Annotated in this window: 22 protein-coding genes; 5 read left to right on the forward strand and 17 right to left on the reverse strand. The window is 63.5% G+C overall.

All coding sequences use genetic code 11. The annotated features are described in order from the left end of the window. Positions 1 to 247 precede the first annotated feature (247 nt). Positions 248 to 2,320, forward strand: a complete 2,073-nt coding sequence (locus tag WG899_RS16965; RefSeq protein WP_339596836.1) for an ATP-dependent helicase — start codon at positions 248 to 250, stop codon at positions 2,318 to 2,320. A 36-nt stretch (positions 2,321 to 2,356) separates the two neighbouring features. Here WG899_RS16965 and WG899_RS16970 read toward each other — a convergent pair whose 3' ends face one another. Continuing rightward, positions 2,357 to 2,758, reverse strand: coding sequence for a GFA family protein (locus tag WG899_RS16970; protein WP_339596837.1), 402 nt, complete (start codon positions 2,756 to 2,758; stop codon positions 2,357 to 2,359). 160 nt (positions 2,759 to 2,918) lie between these two features. Between WG899_RS16970 and WG899_RS16975 the strand changes: the two genes are divergently transcribed. Continuing rightward, the gene (locus WG899_RS16975) at positions 2,919 to 3,431 is read left to right on the forward strand and encodes an FKBP-type peptidyl-prolyl cis-trans isomerase (RefSeq protein WP_339596838.1); all 513 of its coding nucleotides are present in this window, start codon (positions 2,919 to 2,921) and stop codon (positions 3,429 to 3,431) included. Between the two features lie 49 nt (positions 3,432 to 3,480). On the opposite strand, the gene WG899_RS16980 is transcribed toward WG899_RS16975, so the two are convergent. From WG899_RS16980 to WG899_RS16995, 4 genes are all read right to left on the reverse strand, one after another. After that, entirely contained in the window at positions 3,481 to 4,599 is a 1,119-nt protein-coding gene (locus WG899_RS16980; protein WP_339596839.1) for a patatin-like phospholipase family protein, read from the reverse strand. Positions 4,600 to 4,678: 79 nt separating this feature from the next. Next, positions 4,679 to 5,314 (reverse strand): class I SAM-dependent methyltransferase, encoded by a 636-nt coding sequence (locus WG899_RS16985; protein WP_339596840.1) that lies wholly within the window; start codon positions 5,312 to 5,314, stop codon positions 4,679 to 4,681. A 124-nt stretch (positions 5,315 to 5,438) separates the two neighbouring features. Beyond that, positions 5,439 to 9,044: an ABC transporter permease/M1 family aminopeptidase gene (locus WG899_RS16990; RefSeq protein WP_339596841.1), complete on the reverse strand. Its 3,606-nt coding sequence runs from the start codon at positions 9,042 to 9,044 to the stop codon at positions 5,439 to 5,441. A gap of 10 nt (positions 9,045 to 9,054) precedes the next feature. Further along, positions 9,055 to 9,981 (reverse strand): ABC transporter ATP-binding protein, encoded by a 927-nt coding sequence (locus WG899_RS16995; protein WP_339596842.1) that lies wholly within the window; start codon positions 9,979 to 9,981, stop codon positions 9,055 to 9,057. A gap of 217 nt (positions 9,982 to 10,198) precedes the next feature. Here WG899_RS16995 and WG899_RS17000 point away from each other — a divergent pair, with 217 nt between their 5' ends. After that, positions 10,199 to 10,744 (forward strand): TlpA family protein disulfide reductase, encoded by a 546-nt coding sequence (locus WG899_RS17000; RefSeq protein ID WP_339596843.1) that lies wholly within the window; start codon positions 10,199 to 10,201, stop codon positions 10,742 to 10,744. A 46-nt stretch (positions 10,745 to 10,790) separates the two neighbouring features. Here the strand turns inward: WG899_RS17000 and WG899_RS17005 are convergent, their stop codons facing one another. The 6 genes from WG899_RS17005 to WG899_RS17030 all read right to left on the reverse strand — a co-directional run bounded on the left by WG899_RS17005 (position 10,791) and on the right by WG899_RS17030 (position 15,575). Beyond that, positions 10,791 to 11,657 carry a LytR/AlgR family response regulator transcription factor gene (locus WG899_RS17005; protein ID WP_339596844.1) on the reverse strand — a complete coding sequence of 289 codons (867 nt, stop codon included), beginning with the start codon at positions 11,655 to 11,657 and terminating at the stop codon, positions 10,791 to 10,793. 17 nt (positions 11,658 to 11,674) lie between these two features. After that, on the reverse strand, positions 11,675 to 12,109 hold the full coding sequence (locus WG899_RS17010; protein ID WP_339596845.1) for a hypothetical protein: 435 nt from the start codon (positions 12,107 to 12,109) through the stop codon (positions 11,675 to 11,677). Further along, positions 12,106 to 13,548 carry a sensor histidine kinase gene (locus WG899_RS17015; RefSeq protein ID WP_339596846.1) on the reverse strand — a complete coding sequence of 481 codons (1,443 nt, stop codon included), beginning with the start codon at positions 13,546 to 13,548 and terminating at the stop codon, positions 12,106 to 12,108. The genes WG899_RS17010 and WG899_RS17015 overlap by 4 nt, the downstream gene beginning before the upstream one ends. Positions 13,549 to 13,770: 222 nt before the next feature. Continuing rightward, positions 13,771 to 14,340 carry a YceI family protein gene (locus WG899_RS17020; protein ID WP_339596938.1) on the reverse strand — a complete coding sequence of 190 codons (570 nt, stop codon included), beginning with the start codon at positions 14,338 to 14,340 and terminating at the stop codon, positions 13,771 to 13,773. Positions 14,341 to 14,385: 45 nt separating this feature from the next. After that, complete coding sequence (locus WG899_RS17025; protein ID WP_339596847.1) at positions 14,386 to 15,003, reverse strand: YceI family protein; 618 nt, start codon at positions 15,001 to 15,003, stop codon at positions 14,386 to 14,388. Next, entirely contained in the window at positions 15,000 to 15,575 is a 576-nt protein-coding gene (locus WG899_RS17030) for a cytochrome b (protein WP_339596848.1), read from the reverse strand. Before WG899_RS17030 ends, WG899_RS17025 begins: the two co-directional genes overlap by 4 nt. Before the next feature lie 225 nt (positions 15,576 to 15,800). On the opposite strand from WG899_RS17030, the gene WG899_RS17035 reads away from it, so the two are divergent. Continuing rightward, positions 15,801 to 16,388, forward strand: a complete 588-nt coding sequence (locus WG899_RS17035) for an HD domain-containing protein (protein WP_339596849.1) — start codon at positions 15,801 to 15,803, stop codon at positions 16,386 to 16,388. A 233-nt stretch (positions 16,389 to 16,621) separates the two neighbouring features. Here the strand turns inward: WG899_RS17035 and WG899_RS17040 are convergent, their stop codons facing one another. Next, positions 16,622 to 17,821 (reverse strand): alkane 1-monooxygenase, encoded by a 1,200-nt coding sequence (locus WG899_RS17040; RefSeq protein ID WP_339596850.1) that lies wholly within the window; start codon positions 17,819 to 17,821, stop codon positions 16,622 to 16,624. 89 nt (positions 17,822 to 17,910) lie between these two features. Next, complete coding sequence (locus WG899_RS17045) at positions 17,911 to 18,348, reverse strand: DUF3224 domain-containing protein (RefSeq protein ID WP_339596851.1); 438 nt, start codon at positions 18,346 to 18,348, stop codon at positions 17,911 to 17,913. Positions 18,349 to 18,541: 193 nt separating this feature from the next. Here WG899_RS17045 and WG899_RS17050 point away from each other — a divergent pair, with 193 nt between their 5' ends. Next, on the forward strand, positions 18,542 to 19,336 hold the full coding sequence (locus WG899_RS17050) for a helix-turn-helix domain-containing protein (RefSeq protein ID WP_339596852.1): 795 nt from the start codon (positions 18,542 to 18,544) through the stop codon (positions 19,334 to 19,336). A gap of 24 nt (positions 19,337 to 19,360) precedes the next feature. On the opposite strand, the gene WG899_RS17055 is transcribed toward WG899_RS17050, so the two are convergent. The 4 genes from WG899_RS17055 to WG899_RS17070 form a co-directional block, all read right to left on the reverse strand. Next, on the reverse strand, positions 19,361 to 20,404 hold the full coding sequence (locus WG899_RS17055) for a TAXI family TRAP transporter solute-binding subunit (protein ID WP_339596853.1): 1,044 nt from the start codon (positions 20,402 to 20,404) through the stop codon (positions 19,361 to 19,363). Then, positions 20,405 to 21,328, reverse strand: a complete 924-nt coding sequence (locus tag WG899_RS17060) for a zinc ribbon domain-containing protein (protein WP_339596854.1) — start codon at positions 21,326 to 21,328, stop codon at positions 20,405 to 20,407. 581 nt (positions 21,329 to 21,909) lie between these two features. Continuing rightward, a complete protein-coding gene (locus WG899_RS17065; protein WP_339596855.1) occupies positions 21,910 to 24,627 on the reverse strand; it encodes a M16 family metallopeptidase in 2,718 nt (905 codons plus the stop codon). Positions 24,628 to 24,883: 256 nt separating this feature from the next. After that, positions 24,884 to 26,215 carry an aminotransferase-like domain-containing protein gene (locus WG899_RS17070; protein ID WP_339596939.1) on the reverse strand — a complete coding sequence of 444 codons (1,332 nt, stop codon included), beginning with the start codon at positions 26,213 to 26,215 and terminating at the stop codon, positions 24,884 to 24,886. Between the last annotated feature and the right edge of the window lie 72 nt (positions 26,216 to 26,287).

The raw sequence follows: 26,287 nt of genomic DNA on the forward strand, positions 1-26,287 counted from the left end.
CATCACCATTCAATGGCCGTCAACGTAAGGGGTTGCCCTGACTCCATTGCACGCAGCGGCGCGATGAGTAGGCAGTTGCATCGCAGACCTCTCCGGGACGAAAACAGACACCAAGCGTCGGCGCATTGGCGCCACGCTTGCTTGACCTGCTGCTTTGTAACCGGTTTCTGTGTCGGTCACTTGATCGCGTATAGGCTCTCAGTTTTGCCGGCTTGGCTATCATGCTGGGCTGCCCCCGATTGCTGCCATGTCTGCCAAGCCCGCTACCACCCTCAATCCCGCCCAAATGCAGGCCGTTCATCATCTGGACGGCCCCTGTCTGGTGATCGCCGGGGCGGGCTCGGGCAAGACCAGCGTGATCACGCAAAAGATTGCGCGCCTGCTGCAGGCCGGCTATGCGGCCAAGAACATCGGCGCCATCACTTTTACCAACAAGGCCTCGCAGGAAATGCGCGAGCGCGCCAAGAGCCTGATCGGCCCGCGCGCGGCCAAGGACTTGGTGATCTCGACCTTTCACTCGCTGGGTGTGCGCATCCTGCGGCAAGAAGGCCCGCTGGTTGGCTTGAAAGAGCAGTTCTCGATTCTGGACAGCGACGATGTGATGGGCGTGCTGCGCGATGCCGGCGGCACCGTCGATGCCAATCAGGCCAAGGCCTACCAGTGGACCATCTCGCTCTGGAAGAACCAGGGGCTGACCGCCAAGCAGGCGCTGGTGATGGCCAAGGACGACCACGAGCGCGCGGCTGCCATCGTGATGGAGCGTTATCAAGAGCGTCTGGCGGCTTATCAGGCGGTGGACTTTGACGACCTCATCAGTCTGCCGCTGCGCTTGTTGACCGAGAACGCCGAGGCGCGCGGGCGCTGGCAGGATCAATTGCGCTATGTGCTGGTGGATGAATACCAGGACACCAATGCGGTGCAGTACGACTTGCTCAAGCAGTTGGTCGGCAAACGCGGCATGTTCACTGCCGTGGGTGACGATGACCAAAGCATTTACGGCTGGCGCGGCGCCACCATCGAGAACCTGAAGCGCCTGCCGGTGGACTACCCGGAGCTGAAGGTGATTCCGCTGGAGCAAAACTACCGCTCCACCGGCGCCATCCTGCGCGCTGCCAACAATGTGATCGCGGTCAATCCGAAGATATTCGAGAAGAAGCTGTGGAGTGAGTACGGCGATGGCGACCCGGTCTCCCTGGTCGAGTCGGACGGTGAAGAGCATGAGGCCGAGCGCGCGGTGGCGCGCATCCAGGCCCTGCGCGCCGAAGGCAAGGCGCAGAAGTTCGCCGACTTTGCCATCCTCTACCGTGCCAACCACCAGGCTCGTACTTTTGAAAAAGCGCTGCGTCGGGCCGAAATTCCCTACAAGGTCTCCGGTGGCCAGAGCTTTTTCGACAAGAGCGAAATCAAGGACCTGTGCGCCTGGCTGCGACTCTTGGTCAACCAAGACGACGACCCGGCCTTTTTGCGCGCCATCACCACGCCCAAGCGCGGCATTGGCCACACCACGCTGGGTGCCTTGAGTCAGTTTGCCGGCAAGTGGAAGTGCAGCATGTTCGAGGCGCTGTTCTCCGACTCGCTGGCCACCGTGCTGAGCGCCAAGGCCATTGGCTCATTGCATGAGTTTGGTCGTTATGTGACTGATTTGGAGTTCCGTGCCAAGCACACCGAGGGCAGCGAGCCGGCCAAGGCCTTGCTGCTGGAGTGGCTCAAGGATATTGGCTACGAAGAGCATCTGCTCGGCAGCGAAGACAACGAGAACGTCGCGATCGCGCGCTGGAACAATGTGCTGGACTTTGTCGATTGGGTGGCCAAGCGCTGCGGCGGCCAGGTCACGCAAGACGGCGGCAGCACTTTTGAGGCCGAGAAGCAAAGCGTCTTGCAGGTGGCGCAAACCATCAGCGTCATCATCTCGCTGAACGAGCGCGAGGAAGAGCAGGACCAGGTCACCCTGACCACCTTGCATGCCTCCAAGGGCCTGGAGTGGCCGCATGTGTTTCTGGCCAGCGTCAACGAGGGCCTCTTGCCCTTCAAGGCCGACGATGAAGAGATGACGGCCCAGCGCCTGGAAGAAGAGCGACGCCTCATGTATGTGGGCATCACCCGCGCCCGCACCACCTTGGCGGTGGGCACGCTGCGCCGCCGCAAGAAGTCGCGCGAGTTGGTGATGGGCATCCCCAGCCGCTTTATCACCGAGATGCGCTTGAACGAAGGTGGTACGAAAGAAGACCCGCGCGAAAAACTCAAGCGCCTACGCGAATCGCTGGCTGCCAAGGGTGCCGCGTCGGATGCGGCCAAGGCCGCGGATCAGGCCAAGCGTTAATCCGGCGCGCCAGTACCTGCACACCTAAGCGCTGACTTAGGCGCAATGTTCCATCTCGCCCGGCATCGTCACCCAGCGGTGCATCCGTTCCTCGTACACCGAGACCGAAGGGCTTGGGAATGTGGGGTCGGCAAATGCGCCAACGGGGATGGCGATGTTGTCCACGTCGTAGCCCTCGACCGCGTAATGGACCGTCGCGCCGCATTGCGGGCAAAAGCTGAAGACGACACCGTTGCCGTCATCGCTGGTGCGGGTGTACTGGCGGGACTCGCCTTGTATCTGCACCGCGTCGCGTGGAAATCTGGCTTGCGCCGCAAACACGCTGCCGCTGCGTCGTTGACAGGCCAAACAATGGCAGACCGAAACCCGACGCGGCTCGCCCCGCGTGGTGACGCTCAATTGGCCGCAGCTGCAGGCGGCAATTCTTTGTTTCATCATGGCTGGGCTTTTGAGCGCTTGATCTGAGGTTGGTGGTCAAACTGGTCGAAGGAGCGCAGTCTAGGGCCGACCCATCGTGCGCTCAAGTGCCCACCGTCGCTAGTCCTCCATGCCTGCGCCGACACTGCGATGATGGCGGTTTACTTTCATTGAGTCCTTCATGATCAAGACAAGTCTCATCGCCGCCGCGGCCTTGTTGCTCGGCACCTTCGTTGCGTTGGAGGCGTCCGCCGCGGCCAAGAACCCGGCCAAGGCCGCAGGCAAACCAGCCGCTGCTGCGTCCGCCGCCGCTGCGTCCTCCGCTCCGGCCGCTGCGGCAAGTGCGGCGCAGCCGCTGACCACTGACTCAGGCCTCCGCTACGAGCCGCTGAAGGTAGGTACGGGCGCGCATCCGACCGCCGCCGACAAGGTGCGGGTGCACTATGTGGGCCGCTTTCTTGATGGCCGGGAGTTCGACAGTTCCCTGAAGCGCGGCGTGCCCGCCGAGTTCCCGCTTTCGCGTGTCATCAAATGCTGGACCGAAGGTGTGCAGCTGATGCAGGTGGGCGGCAAGGCCATGCTGCATTGCCCCGCCAACCTCGCCTATGGCGAGCGCGGCGCTGGTGGCGGCGAGATCCCGCCGAACACGCCCTTGGTGTTCGAGGTGGAGTTGCTGGGCATCGTGACACCCTGACAAGCGGCCCGGTGGATGCCGGGCCGGCTGTTGCCGTGGCCGGTCCCGCTCAAGAGCGCAGATGCACCGGCAGGCGCAAGTCGTCCAGATAGTCTTGTTTGATATTGACCGTGCTGTGCTGGCTCAAGGAGCGCCGGTTGCGGCGCAGCCAGGCCTGAGCCTGCGCGCGGCCAAGATCGCGCAGTTCATGGATCAGGCTGGCGCTGGTGGAGCTTTTGCTCGACGCGGCAAAGGCCTCCAGCGCCTCGCCGCCGTCGATGCGGTGCATCAGCACGTCTTTGTAATGGGTTGGGTCCAGGCGCCCCTCGGCCAGCAGGCGTTTGACGAAGTCGATGGCGCGCATCTCGGCGATCAGGCCGGCGTTGAAACTCACCTCATTGAGCCGGTCCATGATCTCGCTGGGCGTGGTGGGCAGTTTGTCGCGCTGGATCGGGTTGATCTGCACCAGCATCACATCACGCGCCGCGCATTCGTAGATCAGCGGGTGGATGGCCGGGTTGCCGGCATAGCCGCCGTCCCAGAAATGGTCACCCTCGATCTCCACGGCTTTGTACAGCGTGGGCAGGCAAGCCGAGGCCATCACCGCATCCAGGCTCAGGCGCTTGCCCGAGAAAATTTCCGCCTTGCCGCTGCGCACGCGGGTCGCCACGACAAACACCTTGGGGACCAGTGCGCAGCTCTTGCTAACGCTCATTTTCTGCAGTCGCTCAAAGTCGATGTGGCGGCTGACAAAGTCGCGCAGTGGGTTCAGGTCCAGCGGGTTGCTTTGGTAGGGCGAGACCGTAGCCGTCCAAAAGCTGCTCATGGCCTGCATCCAGATCGAGGCCAGCGGCGCCTGCTGATCGCCGCAATGGCCGAAGAGCAAGGCAAACGGCGCACGCTGCGCCTCGCTGAGCGCGCCGAGTTGGATCACGCCTTCCCAGAAGGCGGCCAGCGACTCGCGCGCCCGCTCCAGCGGATCGGCTTTGTGGGCGCCACCTGCGGCCTGCGCAAAACCATGGGCCAGCGCAACGGCGTTCATCGCCCCCGCGCTGGTGCCGCTGATGCCTTCCAGCTGCAATTGCCCGTCTTCCAACAACGCATCCAGCACGCCCCAGGTAAAAGCTCCATGTGAACCGCCGCCTTGCAAAGCGAGGTTGAGGGTGGCGGGCGCGGGGTGGAGGTTCATCGGCCCAGCATAACAAGCTGGGCTGACGGTGAGCGGCGGTCGCGACTCCAGCGGCCCGCCCTGCTGCGCGTGCGCCGCATCATCGCTTTGCGATCAGCACCAAGTCCTGCGTTAGCACGCTCGCATTCGCGGGGCTGGGGACGATCGCGCTGAACTGCAGGTGAAAGCCCGCATTGCTGATGAGGGCCAAGATGTCCTCGGCGCTGCGGTAGTGGGTGTGGAGCTGATGGCCATTGACTTCGGTGCTGCCGGACTGGGCAGGGTCGCCGGTGATGCTGCTGAGGTAGAGCAGCCCCTCGGGGCGAAGCTGGGAGTGCAGGGCTCGAAGGCAGCGCTCGGCGTCCTCGTCACTGAGATAGCTCAGGCCGAAGGAGAAGACGGCAGCGTCAAAGCAGCGGCCCAAGCCAATCAGTTCACGGCAGTCGCCCACTTCAAAGACGGCGCCGGGAACCTTGTTGCGCGCGATCTCAATCATCTCTGGGGCCAAGTCCAGACCGTGGATGCGCAGGCCGGGGCGCTGCAGCAGCAGATAGGCGCTGACATTGCCGGGGCCGCAGGCCAGGTCCAGCACCTCGATCTGCTCGGGCTTCAAGCCGTCGATGAAACGGTCCAGCTGCGGCTGGTAATCGCTGAGCTCAAAGTACTTGTCGGTATAGCGCTGCGCAACGCTGCCAAAGGCCTGGGCGGTGGAGAGGCAGGGGTCGCTCTGATCCATATTCGTGCTTGGGGTCGAATGTTCGGCTGGGAGTATGGCTCAGCCCAGCCCGCGAGAAATCTGCCGCGGGCTGGCCTGCAAGCGCAGGCCAGTGACCAGCGACCAGCGAATACGAGCGCTTGCCTCAAGGCTGCCTTGTCACCTTGACCAAGTTGTCGTCCGAGTTGCGGTCAATGCGCAGATGGTAGGGGTCCACCCCCACCCAGAGCGGCTCGCGGTCCACCAGCACCTGCACCGTCTGTTTGCCGGACTGCAGTGCGCGTCGCTCCATCGCCAGCACCGCTTCGCGCTTGAAGCCCTTCTTGCCGGGCTCGGCGCTGAAGACGCCGATGTCAAAGCGCTCTTGGTTCAGCGGGCTTTCGCTTTCCTTGCCATGGCCATCGGCGTAGAGCTTTTTGGCCTCGACCTGCAGGCTGACCAGGTACTTGCCGTCGAGACGCCGCTTGACCGTGGCCTCGCTGGCCTTCAGGTCGTAAAGCGTGATGTTCTCAAAGGAGTCTTTGATCAGCTGCTCATGCGCGGGGCCAACTTCGGCGCGCAGCAGGCGCAAGAAGTCGCGGCTGTCGGGGTAGGGCGCCGCCTTGAACGCAAACTCGGTCAGCAGCTTGCGTAGCGTGCGGTTGACGGCCTCTTCGCCCACCATTTCTTTCAACCCGTACATCACCACAGCGCCCTTGCGGTAGTGGACATAGGGCTGGTTCTCCACGCGGGCCAGCGGCAGCTCTTCCACCAACTCGCCGCTGCGACTGCTGAGGTAACGGTCCAGCTCAAACTTCAGGAACTTGCGGATCTGCTCTTTGCCGTAGAGCCGTTCCATCACCAGCAGCGCCGAGTACTGGGCGAAGGTTTCGCTCAGCAGGGTCATGCCTTGCTTGTTCGCGCCGATCAGCTGATGTGCCCACCATTGGTGTGCCACCTCATGGGCGGTGACGAAGGTGACTTGGTCGACTTTTTCGTCGGCCTCGGTCTCGTCGAACTTTTGCTGAAAGCCGATGGCTTCAGAGAAGGGCACGGTGCCGGCAAAGGCCTGAGCAAAGCGCTCATAGGCCGGGAACTCTTGAATGCGCAGATGCTCGAACTGGTAGGGCGTGAAAGCCGTGCTGAAGACGTCCAGCGAGACCTTCATCGCGTCCAACATGCGCTGCACATTGTGATCATGCTGCGGGTGGTGATAGACCTGCAGCTGCACCCGCTGGCCATCCTTGCCGACCCAGCTGTCGTTTTTGACCTGGAAACGGGCCGACTGCATCGAGAAGAAGTTGTTGATCGGCGTGTCGGCTCGCGTCATCAAGGTGCGGCGGCCGTTCGCCACCTCGTCGCTGACCGTGTGGCCGGGTGCCACCGGGGTTTGGTCGGCGTCGGTCACCAGGGTCAACTCGGCAGTGACCCAGTCACTGTCGCGGCGGGCATAGCTGTGGCCATTGGCGCTGTTGTCCTCCAGCTTGGCCGGGCGCATTTCGGGCGGCAGGCCGTATTTGCGGCGCTTGGCCCGCTCTTGCAACAAGACGCGGTCGCTAACGCCGAACTCGGGCGCAATCATGTAGTTGGCCAAGAAGCTGCCGTTCGCGACGATGCGGGTCAGTGGCCGGCTGTTGACAAAGCCCTGCTGGGCCAAGCGGGTGCGGAAGGTGACCCGGCGGGTTTCGCCCGGCTGCATGGGCTGGCTCAAGGCGTAGACATGGTGGGCCAGGCGGCCAAAATCTTTCTGCAGCGTGGCGCCGGGCATCTCGAATTGCAGCAGTTGCAAATCGTTGTCCCACTGCAGGTCGATACGGCTTAAGGGCGCGCCGCTGCGGTTCTCGATCAAATAGCTGCCGCTGATTTCTGCGCGGGTCTCCCGGGGGAAAAGCTCCACCTTCATCTGCACATGCTTGATGGTGGGCTGCGGCAGCTCAGCAAAGGCCCAGAGCGTTTTCTCGTAGTCGGCGCGCAGCTTCTCCACGTCGTCGCCGGTCTCGTAGACGTTCAAGACATTGGTGTTGTAGAAGATGAAGGCGCCGCTGCCGACCCAGGCCAGGGTGGCGATGCCCAGCAGCAGGCCGGATGTGCCGGCCAGGCGATGCTTCAGCCGAGCAAAGCGAGGCGCCAGCCGGGTCTCGCTGCCTCGCCGCCACAAGAGATGCGCGCCCAGCAACAAGATAGCGGCAAAGGCCAGCCAATAGAACTGGAACCAGGCGCGACCGATCCAGAAGCGCTCCATGCCGTTCATATCGGACAGCGGCACCTCAGGCGTGGCGGCGTAGTTGTAGAGCTTGTGCTCGAAGCCGGCGCTGCTGAGCGCCATGCTCAGCACCATGAAGACCAGCATCACGCCCCAGCCGGCCGCCTTGTTCGGCACCAGGGCCTGCACAAAGATGGCCAGCGCGGCGAGCAGCACCACGCCGATCAAGTTGGGCAACACAAACCAAAGCAAGTAGCCCTGCGGCATCAAGTCGGTGAAGCCATGGGCCAGTTGGAACAGCACGCCGGTGAGGCTGGCGACCGCATAGCAAGCCAGCAGCACGCCGCTCAAGGCCAGCACCTTGGGCAACATAAAGGCCCAGTTCGGCGCCGCGCTGGCGTCGATGATCTCGTGCATGCGGCGCTCGCGGTCGCGCCAGACCAACTCGCCGGCATAGAACACCGCGATGATGACGGGGATGAGCGAGAAGCTGCCGTCCAGGGCGCCGACGACGGTGCGGGTGACCGGTAGGAAGTCCACGCCGCGCTCATGCACCGTGAGCAGCAAGGCCACCAGGGCATTCACCACGCCCAGCACCAGCAGCACCAAAAAGGCCGGGCTCTTGAAGACATAGGCCATGTCGAAACGCACCAAGGCCTTGAACTGCTCCCAGGCCGCGCCAGCGCTGCGGCTGGGCATGGCCAGCGCTTGGGGCGCCGGCGCCGGGTCAGCCTTCGCCGCCGTCTCCTTGCCCAGCTTCTTGGGCGACTTGCCCTTCACTTCGAAGCGGAACAAGGCCACGCTGAGCGCAAACAGCGCCGCAGCCACGCCCAGCCAGATCAAACGGTTGTAGAGCAACATGCCGCTCAAATCCGGCAATAGGGTGTTGCGCTCGGCGGTGGTCCAGTACTTGGTCACCCGCATCAAGGTGCCCACGGCAAAGGGGTCGGCCAGGCCGGACACCATGTCCAGCGACGGGTCCTTCAACAGTGCCCGCGAGCTGCCATACAGCACCAAGAAAGCCACGGCGCCGATATAGCTCCACACCATCGACCGGGTCACGGTGGCCAAGGCAAAGAAGCCCGCGCCAATGACCAAGAGGGTCGGAAGACCGAACACCAGCAAGGCCCAGACATAGTGGCCGATCACCAAGGGACCGAGCTTCTCGCTGTCCACCCAGGGCATGAAGGAGCCAATCAGCATGGCCAGCGGCACCGCGCTCAGCACCGTCAAAGCCACCAGCATGGCGCCGCAGAAACGGCCGAGCAGATAGTCCAGCTTGCCGACGCGGGTGGTGCGCAAGATCGGCGCGAAGCCGGTTTCGTCGTCGCGTATCACCACATTGGCGACAAAGGCGGTGACGATGAAGATGGCCATCATGCTCATCAGACCCATGGTCTGCAGAATCATGTAGGGCGAGTTCACATGGGTGTTGCCGCGCGAGCCGATCTGGATGTCTTCAACGGTGACCGCCCCGAAGGTCAGCAGGAAGAAGATCAAGAAGCTCATCACGAAAAGCGGTGAGCGCAGCTGGTAGCGCGCCTCGAAGGCGGCGATTTGGGTCAGCATGGCCGGCTCCTTAGGCTGCGTTGGCCGCCGTGGCCGCGGCCGCGGATGATCCTCCGGCCACTTGGCTCTTGCGCGAGCGGCTCAGCGTCGCGAAGTAGAGGTCTTCCAGATCGCCGGGAACCGCCTCAAAGCCCGCGTCGGGCGCGGCATCGGCCAAGACATGGATGACGGTCTGGCCGCCTCGCAGGCGGTTCGAGATCACGTTCAATTCCATCTGGTAGCGCGGCAGCGAATCGGTGTCGACCGTGCGGCGCCAGACGCGACCATTCAGCTCCCGCATCAAGGCCAGCGGCGCGCCGCTTTGCACGATGCGGCCATTGTTGATGATGGCCATGCGCGGGCACAGATCGGCCACGTCTTCGACGATATGGGTGGACAAAATCACCACCACGTTCTCGCCAATGGCGGCCAAGAGATTGTTGAAGCGGTTGCGCTCCTCGGGGTCGAGGCCGGCGGTAGGCTCGTCGACGATGATCAGGCTGGGGTTGCCGATCAGCGCTTGGGCCACGCCAAAGCGCTGGCGCATGCCGCCGGAATAGCCGGCCACGGCCTTCTTGCGCACGCCCCAGAGATTGACCTGGGCCAAGAGTGTCTCCACCGTGTCTTTGCGTTCGCCCTTGTTGGCAATGCCTTTGAGCACCGCGAGGTGGTCGAGCAAGTCATAGGCCGAGACGCGCGGATAGACACCGAAGTCCTGTGGCAAATAGCCCAGGGTCTGGCGCAAGGCTTCCGGCTGCTGGATCACATCAATATCGCCAAAACGGATGCTGCCGGTGGTGGGCGTTTGCAGCGTGGCGATGCAGCGCATCAGCGAGGACTTGCCGGCGCCGTTGGGGCCCAAGAGGCCGAACATGCCGGTGGGAATATCGAGGTTCACATCGTCCAGCGCCTTGGTGCCGTTGGGATAGACGTGGGTAAGACCGTTGAGCTTGAGCATGGGGGATGATCCTGCGCGAGAGAAAGTTGGAGTTCGAATGAAACTGAACGCAGTGTCTCGAAATCGGCGTCGCGGCGCGCGCCTGCTGCGATGTTCTGCACGAAGTCTCGGCTGAACTGCAAATCAGGCCCTCACCGCGGCCCAAACGCTGGGGTAAACGCAGAGGGCAACACCGCACCGGGCCGGCAGCAATGCGCCGATAAAAAAGGGAGAGCCAATGAAGACGCTGAAAACATATGCGCGCCGCTTGTGCGTGGCCTTCGGGATGCTGGTCGGTTTGAATGGGCTCGCAGGTACTGCCTGGGCCGTGCCGGCGGTGGGTGACAAGGCCCCTGAGGTGGTGGGCAAAACGCTGGACGGAGACACGGTCTCGCTGGCGCCCTATGCCGGCAAGGTGGTGGTGCTGTCTTTCTGGGCCACTTGGTGCCCACACTGCCTGAAGGAGTTGCCCATCTTGGAGGGCATTCAAAAAACAGGGGGTGAGCAGGTGCAGGTGATTGCCATCAACACCGAAGCCCGCGATGTGTACAAAAAGGTGGCGCGGGCCATGAAGGGACTCAGCCTGCAACTGGCCTGGGACGCCGGCAAGATCGGCTCGCAGGCCTATGGTGTGTCGGGCATCCCACACTTGGTCATCATCGGTCGTGACGGCCGAATCACACGGGTCTTCAAAGGCTATGGGGAGGGCAGCCTGGACCGCATCGTGGCGGAACTGAACCAGGCCATTGGCGCTCCCGAGCAACAAGTCCAGCAAAGCCCTTGAAAGAAGGGCAGGCTGGGCGGCGGAGCGGCCGCCGGCCTTGGGGCCTTTACATGCCCTTGAACAAATGCGTGTAGCTGCGGCTGACCTCGAGCTTTTCGCTCAGGCCGCGCACGCCGACCATCTGGCGGCCGCGGAAATCGCGGGTGATGCCGTCGATGGCGCGCGCATTGACCAGGGTCGAGCGATGGATTTGCCAGAACAGGCTCGGGTCCAACTCGTCCACCAGCTCTTTGATCGGCTTGCGGATCAGCGCTTCGACACGCGCCGTCTGCACACGGGTGTATTTCTCGTCGCTGATGAAGAACAGCACATCTTCGACCGGAATCATCTGGATGGCCTGACCGACGGTGGCCTGGATCCACTGCAGATACTTGGGCGCGGCGCCCGGGTTGATCTGGGCCGAGAGCTTGTGCAGCAATTGCTGCAGTGGCGCGCCGCCGGGGCCTGAGGCTTCGGGTGCGTCGCCGCTGTCTGCGCCTTCTTGGCGTTGCGCCAGGCGCTTCTTGATGCGCTGCACGGTCACCAGCAGGCGCTCGCGTTCGGCCGGCTTCAGCACATAGTCGGCCACGCCCTGCTCAAAGGCCTCGACCGCATATTGGTCGTAGGCGGTGATGAAAACGATCTCGGGCGCCAGCCAGCTGTCGTCTTCCGGCAGTTGCGCGATCTGGCGGGCCGCGTCCACGCCGGTCAGGCCGGGCATGCGGATGTCCAGAAACACCAAGTCCGGGCGGTGCTGCCCGACCAGTTCGACGGCTTCGAGCCCGTTCTTGGCCTCGGCCACGATCTCCAGATCGGGCCAGACCTCGCTCAGGCGACTGCGCAGCTGTTCGCGCATCAGTCGTTCGTCATCGGCAAGGACGGCGCGCACCTTGGTGCTCGCTGCGTGAGTTTCGTGCATCGTTGTGTCGTTCATGGGATCAATGCTAGCGCTTAGGCGCGCGGCGCGGCCTGGGGCATGCCCTGGGCCGGGCGCCGCTTGTTTCGGAACACCAGCCACAGCAACAGCGCCAAGATGATGAAGGGTGAGAACAGCAGGCTGCCCAGGCTCAGCAGGCCAAAGGCCACGCCTCCCAGGATCATCACCGTCAGCAGGATCGGCAGGCCAATGCTGAACACCAACACGATGGGCAGGATCAGGCAGACCACCAGGCCGGCCACCGTCATGCCGAACATCACCTCGTACCAGGGCGTCGAGCCCAGGTCGCGCAGGCCTTGAATGTCGATGTCTTCACCATTGATGCTCAGGCTCACATCGGGGTGCATGGCAAATTCATGCAAGCCCTGCCAGAGTGCAAAACCGCTGCACAGCGCCAACAGCCCGACCACGGCGCCGGCAATCAAGAACCATCTGAAAACGTTTTTCATGTGTTTGCTCCTTGTTCATCGTGGCCGCGGCTGCGGTAGGGGACGGTGATGGTGACCTTGGTGCCACTCGGCTGGTTCTCGCTGACGGTCACGCTGGCCTTGGCGCCGTACAGCAGCATCAAGCGTTCGCGGATATTGGCCAGGCCGACGCCGGTGCCGCTGGTGGCTGCGCGGCCAAAGCCCAGGCCGGTGTCGGCCACCGTCACGGCCAGTTTCCCGTGGCTGACTTCGGCCTTGACCAGCAGGCTGCCGCCCTCGGCCTTGGGCTCCAGGCCATGCTTGATGGCGTTCTCGACCAGGCTTTGGATCATCATCGGCGGGAACTCGGCCGACAGCAGGCCTTCCGGCACATCGATTTCGGTCTGCAGGCGCTCTTCCATGCGCATCTTGAGAATCTCAAGATAGGGCTTGATGACCGCCAACTCGCGTGCCAGATCGCGCACGCCGCTGGCATTCGCCTCGCGCATCGTCGGCATGGAGGCGCGCAGCAGCGAGATCAGGTTCTTCTGCATCTGCGAGGCGCGCGGCGGGTCCGTCTCGATCAAATGGTCGATCGAGGCCAAGGTATTGAAGAGGAAGTGCGGCTCCACCTGGGCCTGCATGGCGGCCATGCGGGCCTCCACGACCTGGCGCTTCAGCGACTCGGCCTCGGCGGTCTCGGTGGCTTGGGCGGCCTTCACCTCGGCTTGCAAGCGGCCCTTGTAGGTCACCTTGATCAGGGCCGAACCCAGAATCCAGAACACCGCCAGCTTGATCAGGAAGTCGCCAAAGTGCACCACCGTGGTGTGTGTGCGCGGGGGGCGCGCCGCACTGCGCGCGGCTTCTCGTGCGGCCTCGCGGGCCGCTTCCCTGGCGGCCGCCACGGCGGCTTCTTGTGAGGCCTTGCTGGCCTGCTCCAAGGCGTCCTGCACGCCGCGGCGCGCTTGCTCAATGGCGCGGTTGACCTCGCCGCTATTGGCGTCTTTTGGCAGTTTGATGGTGATGGCCGGCAGATCGGGGTCGACGTCGCTGCCATCTTCTTCGCCGACGGCCGTGCCGGATGCCGCCGATGCCGGGGCGGCCCGGGCCTTGCGTGGAATCACCCGCACGCCGCGTTCGTCGATGCTGACTTCGTAGTGAACCCCGCCCTCCGAACCCATCATCGGCTTGGTCTTGGCCGCGCTGCTGGGCGCCGCCTTGGCGGCGGGTTCCGGGTCGGCGGCCGGTTCTGGGTCTTCGTCGGCGGTGATGCTGGAGGTCATGCGCCAGGTGAAGGGCGGCAGGTCCTGCAGGATGTTGACGCCAATCAGCAAGGCCACGGCCAAAACGATGAAGCGCTTCCAGCTGATGCTGACCAGCCAGCCGGCGTAGACATGAAAGCCGCGCATGACGGCAGCAGAAAAATTCAACCAGCGTTGATACGGCGTTGGCGAACCCGCGCGGGGCGGCGTGGCTTTCATGGGAGAGGGACCTTGTTCCATGCCTCGCACTGTACGCAAGCGCCAAGGGCTGAGCGATGCGTGCGCGATACAGCGTCGAGTCGGCGGGGCGAAATGCATCGAAACGCGACAGTCGGCGCGCCCCTGGACGCAAAAAAAGCCCACCGGCCATGGGGCGGGTGGGCTTCTCGAGGGGGCGGCGGCGCGTCGGTACGGCGCGAAACGCGGCCTATTGCCTCGGTTTTACTGCTTGACGGCTTCGACCTGAATGATCAGCTTGACGTTCTTCGGGAAGCCCCAGGCCAGGCCGTAGTCGATGCCCCATTGGGTGCGGTCGATGGTGGCTTCAAAGTCACCGCCGCAGACTTCGCGCTTGAACATCGGGTTGTCATAGCAATTGAAGGCATTGGCCTTCAGGGTGACCGGGTTGGTCTTGCCGCGCAGCGTCAGCAGGCCCTGCACTTCGCTGACTTTGTCGCCGTTGAAGACGAATTTGTCACCGACAAAGGTGGCGACCGGGAATTTCTCGGTCAGGAAGAAGTCTTCGCTCTGCAGATGCTTGTCCATCGGGCCCACACCGGTACTGACCGAGGCCAAGGGGAAGCTGATCTCGACGCGGCCAGTCTTGGCGGCGCGGTCAAACTTCACCGAACCTTCTTTCTTGTCGAAGCGGCCACGGTTGGTGGAGGTGCCAAAGTGGCTGATCTCGTAGGTCACGAAGGTGTGGGTCGGGTCGATCGCGTAGGTGGCGGATTCGGCCTGGGCCAGGCTAGCGGCGAGGCCGAGGGCGGCCAGGATCAAAGTTTTCTTCATCATGGGGTGAGTTCTCAGTCTGGGTTAAAAAGGGGTGAGGGTGAGTTAAAGGGCGGCAATGCCGGTGAAGGCGAGCTTGAACTTCACCTGCACTTCATTGGCCACCATCGAGGTGTCGGCCCATTCGCCGTCACCGATCTTGAATTCGAGCCGCTTCAGCACGAAGCCGCCGTTGGCGGTGGTGGCAGTACCCGCTTGGCTGAGGCCGATGGGCACGGTGATGTCGCGCGTCTGGCCCTTGATCGTCAGCCTGCCGGTGACCTCGAACTTGGCCGCGCCGGTGGCTTTGACTGCGGTGCTGACGAAACTGGCTTGGGCCAGTTTTTTGCTGTCAAACCAAGGTGCTTTGGCCAACTCGGCTTCGAGTTCGGGTGCACCCAGGGCCACGCTGTTCAGGTCGATGGTGAAGGCGACCTGGGCCGCCTCGGGCTTCTTGGGGTCAAAGCTGAGCTTGGCATCAAAGCGTTTGAAGCGCCCCTCCACCGGCACGCCCATCTGTCGGCTGGTGAAGCCGAGCTCGCTTTGAGCGCTCTGCAACTGGGCGGGGCTGGCCGCCAGGCTGCTGGCGGCGGGCTTTGATTGTGCTGCCGCCGGTGCTGCGAGGCCCAGGCTGGCAAAGCCGGCCAGGGCGATCAAGCCGGCGTTGATGGTTGTTGCGTTCATTGTTTTTTCTTTCCTGATTTGGGCAGCGGCGACATGCGGGCCAGTAGTCCGTCGCGGTCAATCCATTGATGTTTCAAGGCCGCGCCAATGTGCATCAGCACCAGCCCGGCGAGTCCGAAGGCCAGCAATTTGTGGCTCAGCTTGAGGGTGTCGGCCAAGGCCTTGTCGACCGGCACCCAGTCCGGCAGGGGCAGTACGCCGAACCAGACGATAGGGAAGCCGGCCGCCGAGCTGTAGGCCCAGCCGGCCAGCGGCAAGGCGAAGAACAGCACATACATCAGCACATGGGTCAGGTGGGCGGCGCGCGCCTGCCACGCCGGCATCGGCAGGTCCGCCGGCGGCCGATGGCTCAGGCGCCACAACAGGCGCAGCGCCGACAGCAAAAGAATCGTCACGCCGGCCCATTTGTGCCAGTTGTACAGCTTCAGCCGCGACGGCGAGAAGGGCAGGTCCGTCATGTAAACGCCCATGCCGAAGGCGCCGACGATGGCCAGGGCCAGCAGCCAATGCAGGGCGACTGCAAGCAGGCTGTAGCGAGCCGAGGCTGGGGGCGTATTTGAGTCGAGTGGCATGGAAGGGTTTCAAGGACCGAGTGGTGGGCTTAGGCTTTGCAGCGCTCCACGCAGTGTGCCCTTCGGCCTGGCCCAGGAGGTTCAGCCCTGTTGACGCCACAGTTCATTCAATTTGAATGAGAACCGCGGTGAGCTTTCACATTCACACTCTCATCGCCGCTTTGTCACGGTGCGGTCATTGCCCAGGCTGCAAGATGCCGGGTCTGAGATATTGGGAACTGTGCGATGGATGTGGTGTGCAAAGTCGAGGCCTTGTTTGAGCGCCGGGGCGCAAGTCTCTACATCGGTCAACACTTGGCTCGGCGCGAAAGCGTCAGTGCGCTCGAGCATGCGCTGCAATGCGCGCAATTGGCGGAATGGGCGCATGCTGACAATGCCTTGGTGGCCGCGGCTTTCTTGCATGACCTGGGCCAGTTGCTGGACGGCTCTCCTGATGATGCGCTGAACGACGATCACCATGAGGAGCGTGCCTTGAGCTTGTTGGCTGCGGGTGGCTTCGGCCCGGCCGTGCTGGAGCCCATCGCGCTGCATGTGCAGGCCAAGCGCTATCTGGTGGCGACCGATATCCGTTACGCCGATGGTTTGTCGCTGGCTTCGCGGCACTCACTCGGCCTGCAGGGCGGCCCCATGAATGCCGAGGAGCGGCTGATTTTTATGGCGCAGCCGCAGGCCAGCCGTGCACTGCAACTGCGCCGCTGGGACGATCTGGCCAAGCATCCGGGCAAGCGCACGCCGCCGCTGGCCTACTACTTGAATTTGCTCGACGATGTCTTGCGTGAAAGTAGCCAAGCGGCGCGGCTGAGCGTCGCCTGATCGGGTTTTCATTGGGTGGCGGCAGTCATCCCCATAAAGAGGGATGGTCAAGCCGGGCCCCGATCAGGATACTTGTTACCTGATTGACGCGTTGCCTGGACCTCAGCGCGTTGGTCAAAGGGGAGAGGAGCTACGCCGGCAAGCAAAACTCATCAGAGTGGCGCTTGTCGGCTTAGTTTTTTCTGAGGCTCGCGGGATGCGAGGTGGCCAAAAATTTCCCCAACTGCCTCCGCTCAGGGCCTCAGCTCCACACCTTTGGCATAACGCCGCAGCAGCGCGGTACGCCGGCTGGGCTGTAGATTGGCACGGCTGATGTCGCCGCCGTAATGCGCCAGTACCTTGGGGTCCATCAAACGGAACCACAGTGGCGGCAGATAGGCCAACAGCAGCAGGCCGGCATAGCCCGTGGGGAGCTGTGGACTGCTCTCGAAATGGCGCAGCGCTTGGTAGGGGCGGGTCGGGTGGGCGTGATGATCGCTGTGCCGCTGCAGATGAAACAAGAAGAGATTCGAGACCCGGTGATTGGAATTCCAGGAGTGCTCGGGCTCGCACCGCACCGGGCGGCCATCCGGGCCTAGCGCACGCAAGAGTCCGTAATGCTCGATGTAGTTCACCACCTCCAGCAGTGAGGCGCCATAAAAGGCCTGGATCAGCAAAAACGGCAGCACGCCCAAGCCCAGCCAGAGGCATAGCGCGGCGTAGAACAGCAGCGTCATGGCCCAGGCTTGCAGGCATTGATTGCGCCAATGCCAGGCCGGCAAACGATGGCCTTTCAAGCGGGCGCGCTCCAGCGCCCAGGCCGAGCGCAGACTGCCGATCATGCTGCGCGGCAAAAAGGCCCAGAAGCTCTCGCCCATGCGTGCGCTGGCGGGGTCCTCCAAGGTGGCGACGCGGCGGTGATGGCCACGGTTGTGCTCGACAAAGAAATGCCCGTAGGCCACCGGCGCCAAGGTGATGCGGGCCAGCCAGCGCTGCCAGGCCGGCTGCTTGTGCCCCAGTTCATGTGCGGTGTTGATGGCAATACCGTTGACGCCGCCGACGGTCAGGATCAAACCCAGCCAGCCCAGCAAGCCTAGCGATCCGCCTGGCATTTGCGTTTGGTGCGCGACCAGCCAAGCCCCGTGCATGGTCAACCCGTATTGCAGCGGCACAAAGACGAGCAGCAGCACTTGGTACCAGCGCTGTTGCTCCAAGTCGGCCAGAGCCTCTTCCGGCGGGTTGCTGGTGTCCGGGCCCAAGAGCCCATCCAGCAGCGGCACCACCACATAGGTCACCACGCTCATCAGCCAGAGCCAAGCGATCTGACCCGTCTCTTGGTACTTGAACAGATGGCTCCAGATCAGACCGGGAAAGATCGCCGACAACAGCCACCACCAGCGCTTGTTATCGCGCCAAGTCGGCGCGGCGGTGAGGGGGCGGGGCTGTCGCAGCATGGTAGCGATGCTGCGTGAGACACCCGCGGGGGTCAAGAGGGCAGGCCCTGTGCTCGCAGGGAGCACATGCCGACGCGCCGTACTTCGGACTAGCCGGCGGCCTTCAGCCGGTAATTCAATTCATAGTGATGCACACCGGCGTCGATGCGCAGCGTCAGCTCACCGCTGATGCCGGCCAACTCGCCACTGCCCGAGCCTGGCACGATGGCAATGCGCAGGTCCTGCTGCCCGCCATTCATCAAACCCAGGTGCGCCAGCGCAAAGCTACCGCTACGCCCGTTCAATTGGCCGATGAAGGATTCGATGGCGGTGTATGCCGCTTCGCCCGCTTGCGGCTGGCCGGCCATTTGCATCTCCCCCAAGGCGGCTCCGCTCATATCGCCGCTGTATTGCTTGTCGAGGCTGCGCCGAAACATCGCGGTGGCGCCTGGCGGGCTAATCATGGCCTGAGGCGCACCAATCTTGACCTCGAAACGCCCACTGGCGCGCTGCAATTCAGGGCTCTGTGCCCGGGCGCTTGTACTCATCAAGTTGCTCCACAATGCGATCAGGCCGGCGCTGCGCTTCAAGCAGGCTCGGCGTTTGGGTTGGGGTTTACCGTTCTGCATGCAAGCATCATCGCCTACCGGCTGTGCGCCGGCTTGTACAAATCCGACAAGTCCATCGCCTTCGGCCGAGGGTCTCGGCGCGCCAGAAAACCGGCAGCTGAATGAGCGGGCCTTGCTGCATGCAGAGGCTCCGGCCGACTTCCAACTGCATCGCTACCCGGTCGGCCCGGCCTTGGCCCCTTGGTTGGATTTTCATTGGCTGATCGAATGGGACCTGCCGCCCGGCCAAGTGCATGTGCAGCGCGTGCTGCCCTATCCCAACACCCATTTGGTGTTTGAGGCCGGGCTGACCGCTTTGCATGGCGTGGCGCGCGGCGTCTTTGTGCGCCGCCTGGAAGGGCGCGGTCGGGTTCACGGGCTGCGCTTCAAATGTGGCGGCTTGCGACCTTGGTTGAACCAGTCGGTGCAGTCCTTGACCGGCCGCCAGTTGCTCGTGCACCAGGGCATGACCGGGATCACCGCCGCGCGGGTGCAGCAGGTCGAGGCGGCGTTGATGGCCGCCCACAGTGATCAGCAGGCGGTCGACATGGCCGAGGCCTTGCTATTGACGCAGCTCCCCGCCGCTGATTCTGCCCCGCTCGAGTTAGACGCTGCGGTGCAACAGGTGATGCGAGACCCCGGCTTGATCCGGGTGGCTCAGCTGCAGGCCTTGTTGGGCTTGAGTGAGCGGGCCTTGCAGCGCAGCTTTGCCGAGCAGATTGGCGTGTCGCCAAAATGGGTGATTCAGCGGGCACGCTTGCAGGATGCGCTGCAGGCGCTGGCACAAGCCGAGTGCCCGAGCTTGGCTGAATTGGCGGTGACCCTGGGTTTTTGCGACCAGGCACACTTCAGCCGTTGTTTTCGTCAAACCACCGGGCAGACGCCGGCGCTGTATCGACGTCAGTTCAGCGCGCCGGCATCGGCTTGATCCGGCGCTGAAGCGTACCGAGACTCAGGCGCCGCACAGGCCCAGAATGCGCTCTTCGGACGAGCATTTCTTGGGCTTTTTGACCACGCAGTTGCGCATCTCCCGGTAGGTGGGGGCGTAATAGGTCCAGCCCGGAGGCAGTTTGGGCAGCGACAGGTCGACTTCCTTCCACTTTGGATGTCCCTCGGCCTGCAGGCGGGAGAAGTTCTGGCACAGCGACTTGCCCAACATGGAGAAATGCGCCAGCGTGTCCTTCAGGTTGTAGTCATAGGTGACCAAGAAGGCGCCGACCGAAATGGTGGTGAAGTCCTCGGTCAGCAAATTCGGATAACTGGCCGCCTGCACGGTGGCCGGTGCGTAGACGTTCAAGGCCGCTTGGGCAGACGCATGCCTGGGGTCGAACTTCAGCAGTTTGATGAATTTTTGCGCTTCCGGTTTCATATTGGCGATCAACGGGGCGGGTTGACCCGCTGCCACCACCACCACGTCGACCGACTTGTCGCCGATCAGCTTGACCAGCGCTTCTTCGTTGGAAAGAAAGCTGGCCTGTTCATCGGGCATCGCGCCACCGAACATCATTTTGTAGAGCGTGTGGGTGATCAGGGCCGCACCACTGCCGACCAGGCCGCCATTGATCTTGGCGCCGCGAATGTCGTGCAGATAGTTCATCTCCGAATCGGAGCGAACGATGTAGTGGATCTCGGTGTTGTAGAGCGGCAGCACCACGCGCAGCGGCTTGATGATCTGGGCGGCTTCGGCATTGCCCGCGCTGGCGCGGTCCAAAAAGGCCTGATACACATCGGCCTGCACCACGGCCAATTTAACGCCAGGCTCATAACGCATTAGTTTGACGTTGGCCGCCGAGCCCGAGGTGGGCAGCACTTCCAGTTGGATATCGGCGTCCGGCGCGACGAACTTGGCCAAGTCCTTGCCGATGGCGAAGTAGGTGCCTTTTTCAGAGGCGGTGACGATTTTGTATTCGGCGGCGGCCTGGGCCAACCCACCGGCCAGCGCCAGGGCCGCAAGGATGACGGTGCGCAACAGGGTCGGGCGTGAGAGAACGATCATCTAGGGGCTCCTGGGCTTGGTGTCTGGGGTGCAAAGGCCGAGCGCGGCGACCGCGTCGGTACAGCTATTGATCTGCGGCTTCTTCAGGTCCAGGCCTTGTTGCGCTTCGCTGCGCTGCCGGCTGCTGACCAGCGGCGCTGGCGTTGCGGAGGCATTCGCGCCTGTTGGGCTCGAAGCTTCAGGTCGGGGCAACTGCTTGGCAGCAAGTCTGGCGGGTGCCGCGGGCTTGTTGAGCGCCCCGGCGCTCGCCGTTGCCTCGGCAGTGTTTGCCGCTTCGACCGCAGCCGCTGAAGAGGCGTCCGCCTTGGCTACAGGCGGTGAGTCCACCGCGGGCGTTTGGCCGGCTGATGGCGTCGTAGTCATGGGCGCGATGGCTGGGGCGCTCGGCGCTTGCTCAGTGCCGCTCGGGGAGGGCGTCAGGCTTGCCGTGCCGGTCTGGGTCGGCGCCTGGACTTGGGGCTGCAAGGCGTCTGGCGATCCTTCAGTTGCATGGCGTGGGTCAGCTGTAGGCGCCAGGTAGCTTTGGTAGGCGTAATAGCCGCCGGCGCCGAGAGCCAGCGTCAGCAAACCCAGCAACAGCACCGGAGAGCGCCGTTGTTGCGGCGGGCTGTACAGCGAAGCACTGAAAGGCGCGGCCGCAGGCGCTGTTGGTGGTGTGGCGCTGCTCGACGAGGCCGGGCTCGGCGGTGGCTCGACTTCGACGCTCAGGACCGGTAGATCTTCTGCGGGTTGCGTATCCTGCGGCGGATGCAGATCGCCTTGGCAGCGACCGCAGACCGTGCTTTTGGTGATGTCGTTGACTGCGCCGCAGTGCGGACAGGGCTGCAGATGCAGGGCCGCGCCGCACTCATTGCAGAATTTCGAATCAGGCGGGCTGACGTGATCGCAGTAGGGGCAGGGTCTTGGGGCGTTGGCGGGGGACATGAAGGGTGCGAATCCGATGTTCAACCGTCAAGGTCTGGTGGGCCTGCGAGCGAGTTGCTACACAGGGGCGCTTGCAGTGTAGACCGACCACGGGCATCTCCGCATCAATCACTACCTTGAGATTAGGGGCTGCTTAGACATGGGCTCAGCGCTGAACTTCGGCGTGATGTGACGGAATGCGGCACTTAGCGGACTTTAGTGTTCCTCTTGCCGAGGCCATCGGGTGCACGATTCCGCTCATGCTCAGGCCATAGGCCTGAGCCTTCGGCAGGCACGAACAGTCCTCAGGACTGTTCATGTCCAGCCTCAGTCCTCCGGCTCTGGCTGCGCCAGACCCTCCCCCTTTACTTCGCTTCACCGTACCCCCGACGCCCTCGGCGATTGTTCTTGCGCAACAGCCCATCCTGCCGGAGCAGGACGGCTGGGCACTCTGAACCGCGAGGTAAAGGCGGAGACCCGGGTGCAAGCCCGGGGCAGAGTGCCCAGTCGGCCTGCTCAACCACAGCCTTTGCTCTTTCGCTAAGACCGGCAAGCAGTCGCTCCAAGTCGGATGTCCGCTAAGTGCCGACTGCAGCACTTGCTTACTTGAAGTCGCCGGCGAAGATGAGCTGGAAATCGTCCAGCTTGAAGTACTTGCGCAGGGCCGCGTTGACCTGCTCTTGACTCAATGCATTCAGGGCTTGATCCAACTGCTGCTCATGCGCCATCGTGCGGCCCAATTCGGCATGGTTGACCAAGAGTGCGCTCATCGCGTCATCTTGCGCACGGGCCAGGCGACGGTCGCTCAAGAGTGCCTGCTTGGCCTCGCCGATTTCGCGGGGGCTGAACCCGTCTTTCAACGCTCGGCTCAACTCTTCGCGCATGGCGGCCTCGACCTTGGCTCGATTCTGCGGCGCAAAGATGCCATAAACCCACAGCGGTGACACCGCATCAAGCTCGCCGAAGCGGATGCCGGCGCCAACGCCGTATGAGAGGCCTTCCTTCTCGCGGATGCGCACCCACAGGCGTGAACTGCTGGAGCCGCCGACCAGGTAGCTGGCCATGGCCAGTGCGGCGCGGTCGGCGTGTGTGTCGGTCAGCGGCAACTGCAAGGTGCCCAGCATCATCGCGTTCTGCTTGTCCGGTGTGCCGATCAGCTGCAGGCGCCCAGGCGCGGCGGAGGCACTACGCGCCAGGTGTTGGTGTGCAGTGCTGGCGCGCCAGTCGCCCAACAAACGTTGAGCCTCGGCTTCGATGGCGACCGGGTCAAAGTCTCCCACCAGGCTCAGCTGGGCTTGCTGCCCGCCATAAAGCCTTGCATGCAAGGCGCGCACCTGCTCCAGCGTCACGGCCTTGTGATCCGCCACTTCTTCATCAAAGCTGCGTGCGTGGCGAGGGTCGCCGGTCGGGTATTGGTCCAGCGCCGTGGCCAGAGCCTTGCCGGCCACGCCCTCGGGGTCGTCGCGCTGCGCTTGGATGGCGGCCAGCGCCTGGCTGCGTACTTCTTCCAAGGTGGCAGCATCAAAGCGTGGTTGGCGCAGCATTTCGCTGATCAAGGCCAGCGCGCGAGGCGCTTGTTCGCGCTTGCTGCTCCAGTTCACAGTCACCCGGTCGCCGCTGTCGGAGCCGCTGACGGCCAATTCCACCTTGGCTGCGTCGAGTGCGTCGCGCAGCTGCTCGCGGTCCAGTGTTTGCGTGCCCTTGCTCAGCAGCGCTGCGGCAATCTGGGCCACGCTTTGTTGGCCGAACAGGCTTTGTGCATCGCCCAGCTTCAGGCTGATGATGCCGTGCACGGCCTGGCCTCGGGTCGGCTTGGGCAGTAGTGTCAGCTGCATGCCATTGGGCAATCGACGGCGCAGAGTCTTGGCATCAATGGCTGCGGGCGACGCATCAAAAGCGGCCACGGCGGGAGCGGCCGCCTGTGGCTTGAAGCTTTGCATCTGTTCGTTCAGATTCACCATCGCCGGCGCCGGTGCGCGCAGCGGCTTATCGGTCGGGATGTATTGCGCCTGGGTCCGGTTGGCGGGCAGGAAGCGCTCGTTGGCGACGCGCTGCACCTCGGCCAGGCTGATGGCCTTGATGCGGTCACGCAGCAGGAAGAACAAGCGCCAGTCGCCTTGGGCAATCGTCTCCGACAAGGTCACTCCCACCTCTTCCGGGCTGGTGAAGCTGCGTTCCCAACGGTTCAGCCAGCGCGTCTTGGCACGGCTCAGTTCTTGGGCCGTGATCGGGCGGGCCGCCAGGCCCTCGGTCACCGCCACCAACTCTTGGTTGAGGGCGTCTTGCGAGGCGCCGGGGGCGCTTTCGGCGATCAGCATGCTGAAGCCCGGCTCCGCCAGGGCCAAACCGAAATTGCGGACCGAGGCTGCCAGCCGGGTTTCTTCCACCAGACGCTTGTGCAAGCGTCCGCTTGGGGCTTCCGCCAGGATCAGATTCAGCAGCTCAATCGCCGCATAGTCGGGGTGCGCGCCCGGCGGCACATGGTAGGCCGCAATTGAGAGCGGATTGCCGCCGACGCGGCGCACCGTCAGCATCCGTTCCCCGTCCTGCACCGGGTCCACGGTGTACAGGGTAGCGGGGCGCTTCTTTGATTTAGGCAGCTTGCCGAAACCCTGCTCAACCCAGTCCAGCACCTTGTCTTTGTCAAACTTGCCGGACACCGTCAGCGTCGCGTTGTCCGGTTGGTAATGGCTGCGATAAAAGGCCTGCAGTCGCTGGATGTCAACGTTCTCGACATCGCTGCGCGCGCCAATCGTGTCTTTGCCGTAGTTGTGCCACTGGTACATGGCCGCCAAGATGCGCTGCGTGGTGATGCCCTCGGGGTTGTTCTCGCCCATCTCCATTTCATTGCGCACCACCGTCATTTCGGTGTCGAGGTGGCGCCGGGCAATGAAGCTGTTGACCATCGCGTCGGCCTGCCACTGCAGGTACCACTTCAGGTTGTCATCATTGGCGGCAAAGGCGGCGAAGTAGTTGGTGCGGTCGAACCAGGTCGAGCCGTTGGCCTGCAGGCCGCGGCGCGAGAACTCGGCCCAGGGGTCGGGCGTCTTCGGGCTACCCTTGAAAATCAGGTGCTCCAGCAAATGGGCCATGCCGGTCTCGCCATAGTTTTCATGCTTGGAGCCGACGCGGTAGGTCACATTGACCGTGGTGCTGGGTTTGGCATCATCCGGCGCCAACAGAATCTGCAAGCCGTTGGGCAGCCGGTACTCGGTGATGCCTTCGACCGAGGTGACGGGCTTGAGGCTGTGCGCCTGGGCCATCAGACTGCAGGCGCCGAGCAGCAGGGCCAGGCTCAGTTTCTTGTGTAAGGGGTTCATGGTCAAAGAGGTGAGTGCGGCGCCCATTGGGCAAGGCCGTCAGCCTAGCAGCGCAGCGGGCTTGGCGCCAAAAGCAATGCACCAGGGAATACGCTGAGGGCGCCGATTACCGGACAGCCGAGTTCAGCGTTCGGTCCAGTTTCGGTTGCCCATCTCACAGCGGCCCTGCGCCTAGCCGGAGCAGGATTCAGTCGCTTAGTCACAAGCTAGGCTGACAGACTAGAGCGCGGCTGCCAGACTGCGTTTGACGTAATTGTTAATACGCTTGTGCTTCCAGCACCCGTCTGACTTTGCCTAGCGCGTCGCGCAGCTCATCCATTGGCACCGAGCCGAGCGCGAGGCGCAAGGCCTGGGGCGCGGGGCCGGTCGAGAAGGGCTGCGCCGTTGACACTGAGATACCTTGGGACAGCAGCGCCATGGCCACCCGGTCGGCGCGTTGCTCTTCCAACAGCGGCAGCCACGCAAAATAGGACGCGGGGTGCTGAATGCAGCTCAGGCCGCTGAACACCTGGCTGAGCAGGGCTTGCCGGGCCTGGGCATCCTGGCGTTTTTGGTCCTCCAGTGTGGCCACCGTGCCGTCCTCCAGCCAGCCGCAGGCAATCGCCGTCATCAAGCCCGGGGCATTCCAGGTGGTGGCGCGGATGGCTCGCTCGATCTTTGCCAGCCATGGCGCCGGCGCCGCCACAAAGCCCACTCGCAGGCCTGCCGCCACGCTCTTGGACAGTCCGCTCACATAAACCGTCAGCTCCGGTGCCAGTTTCGCCAACGGTGCCGGGGCTTTGTTGGCGAGAAAGGCGTAGGCTGCGTCTTCAATGATCAGCAGGCCATGGCGCCGGGCCACCTCGGCCAAGGCGCGCCGCTGGCTGGCGGGCATGACCCAGCCCATCGGGTTGTGCAGGGTCGGCATGGTGTAGAGGGCGCGCACGCGTCGGCGTTGGCACAAGGCCAGCAAGGCTTCGGGGTCGGGGCCTTGGCCGGCGGCTGGCAGTGGCACCAATTCCAATCGATGGGCCTCGGCCAGCAGTTTGAAGCCGGGATAGCTGAGTGCGTCGATGGCCACGACGTCGCCGGCCTGCAGCAAGGCCATTACCGTGGTGGCCAGACCATGCTGGGCACCGGTGACCAGGGCGACCTGGCTGCTGTCCACCGTCAATCCACGATGCTGCAGATGGCGCGCCACGGCCGCGCGCTCGTGAGCACGGCCGCCATGAGGCGAGTAGCGCAGCAGCGCCTCCAGATTGCCGGCGCTTGCCAACTGGCGCAGTGCGGCGCGAAGCAGTTCTGCCTGGCCGGGCATCGAGGGGTAGTTGAAGTTCAGGTCGAGCATGCCGTCTGGGGCGGCTTGTTGGTCGACGCCAAGGCCTTTCGGCAATAGCGCCTCGCGGACATAGGTGCCGCGGCCGGTTTCGCCGCTGACCAGACCCATGGCTTCTAACTCCGCATACACACGGCTGGCCGTGACCAAGGCCATGCCTTCCTGGCGCGCCAGTTCGCGGTGGGTGGGTAGGCGCGTGCCTGGGGCCAACTGGCCGGCCCGGATGTCGGCCGCCAGGCGGTCCACCACTTGTTTGTACCGGGCGTGCACCATCGGCAATGTATCCATGACAATTAATTGAATGTCATGAGTATCACGCCTAGCATAGCCGGACAGCAAGCCCCT

The sequence above is a fragment of the Paucibacter hankyongi genome (assembly GCF_037482915.1).
Lineage (GTDB): Bacteria > Pseudomonadota > Gammaproteobacteria > Burkholderiales > Burkholderiaceae_C > Paucibacter_A > Paucibacter_A hankyongi.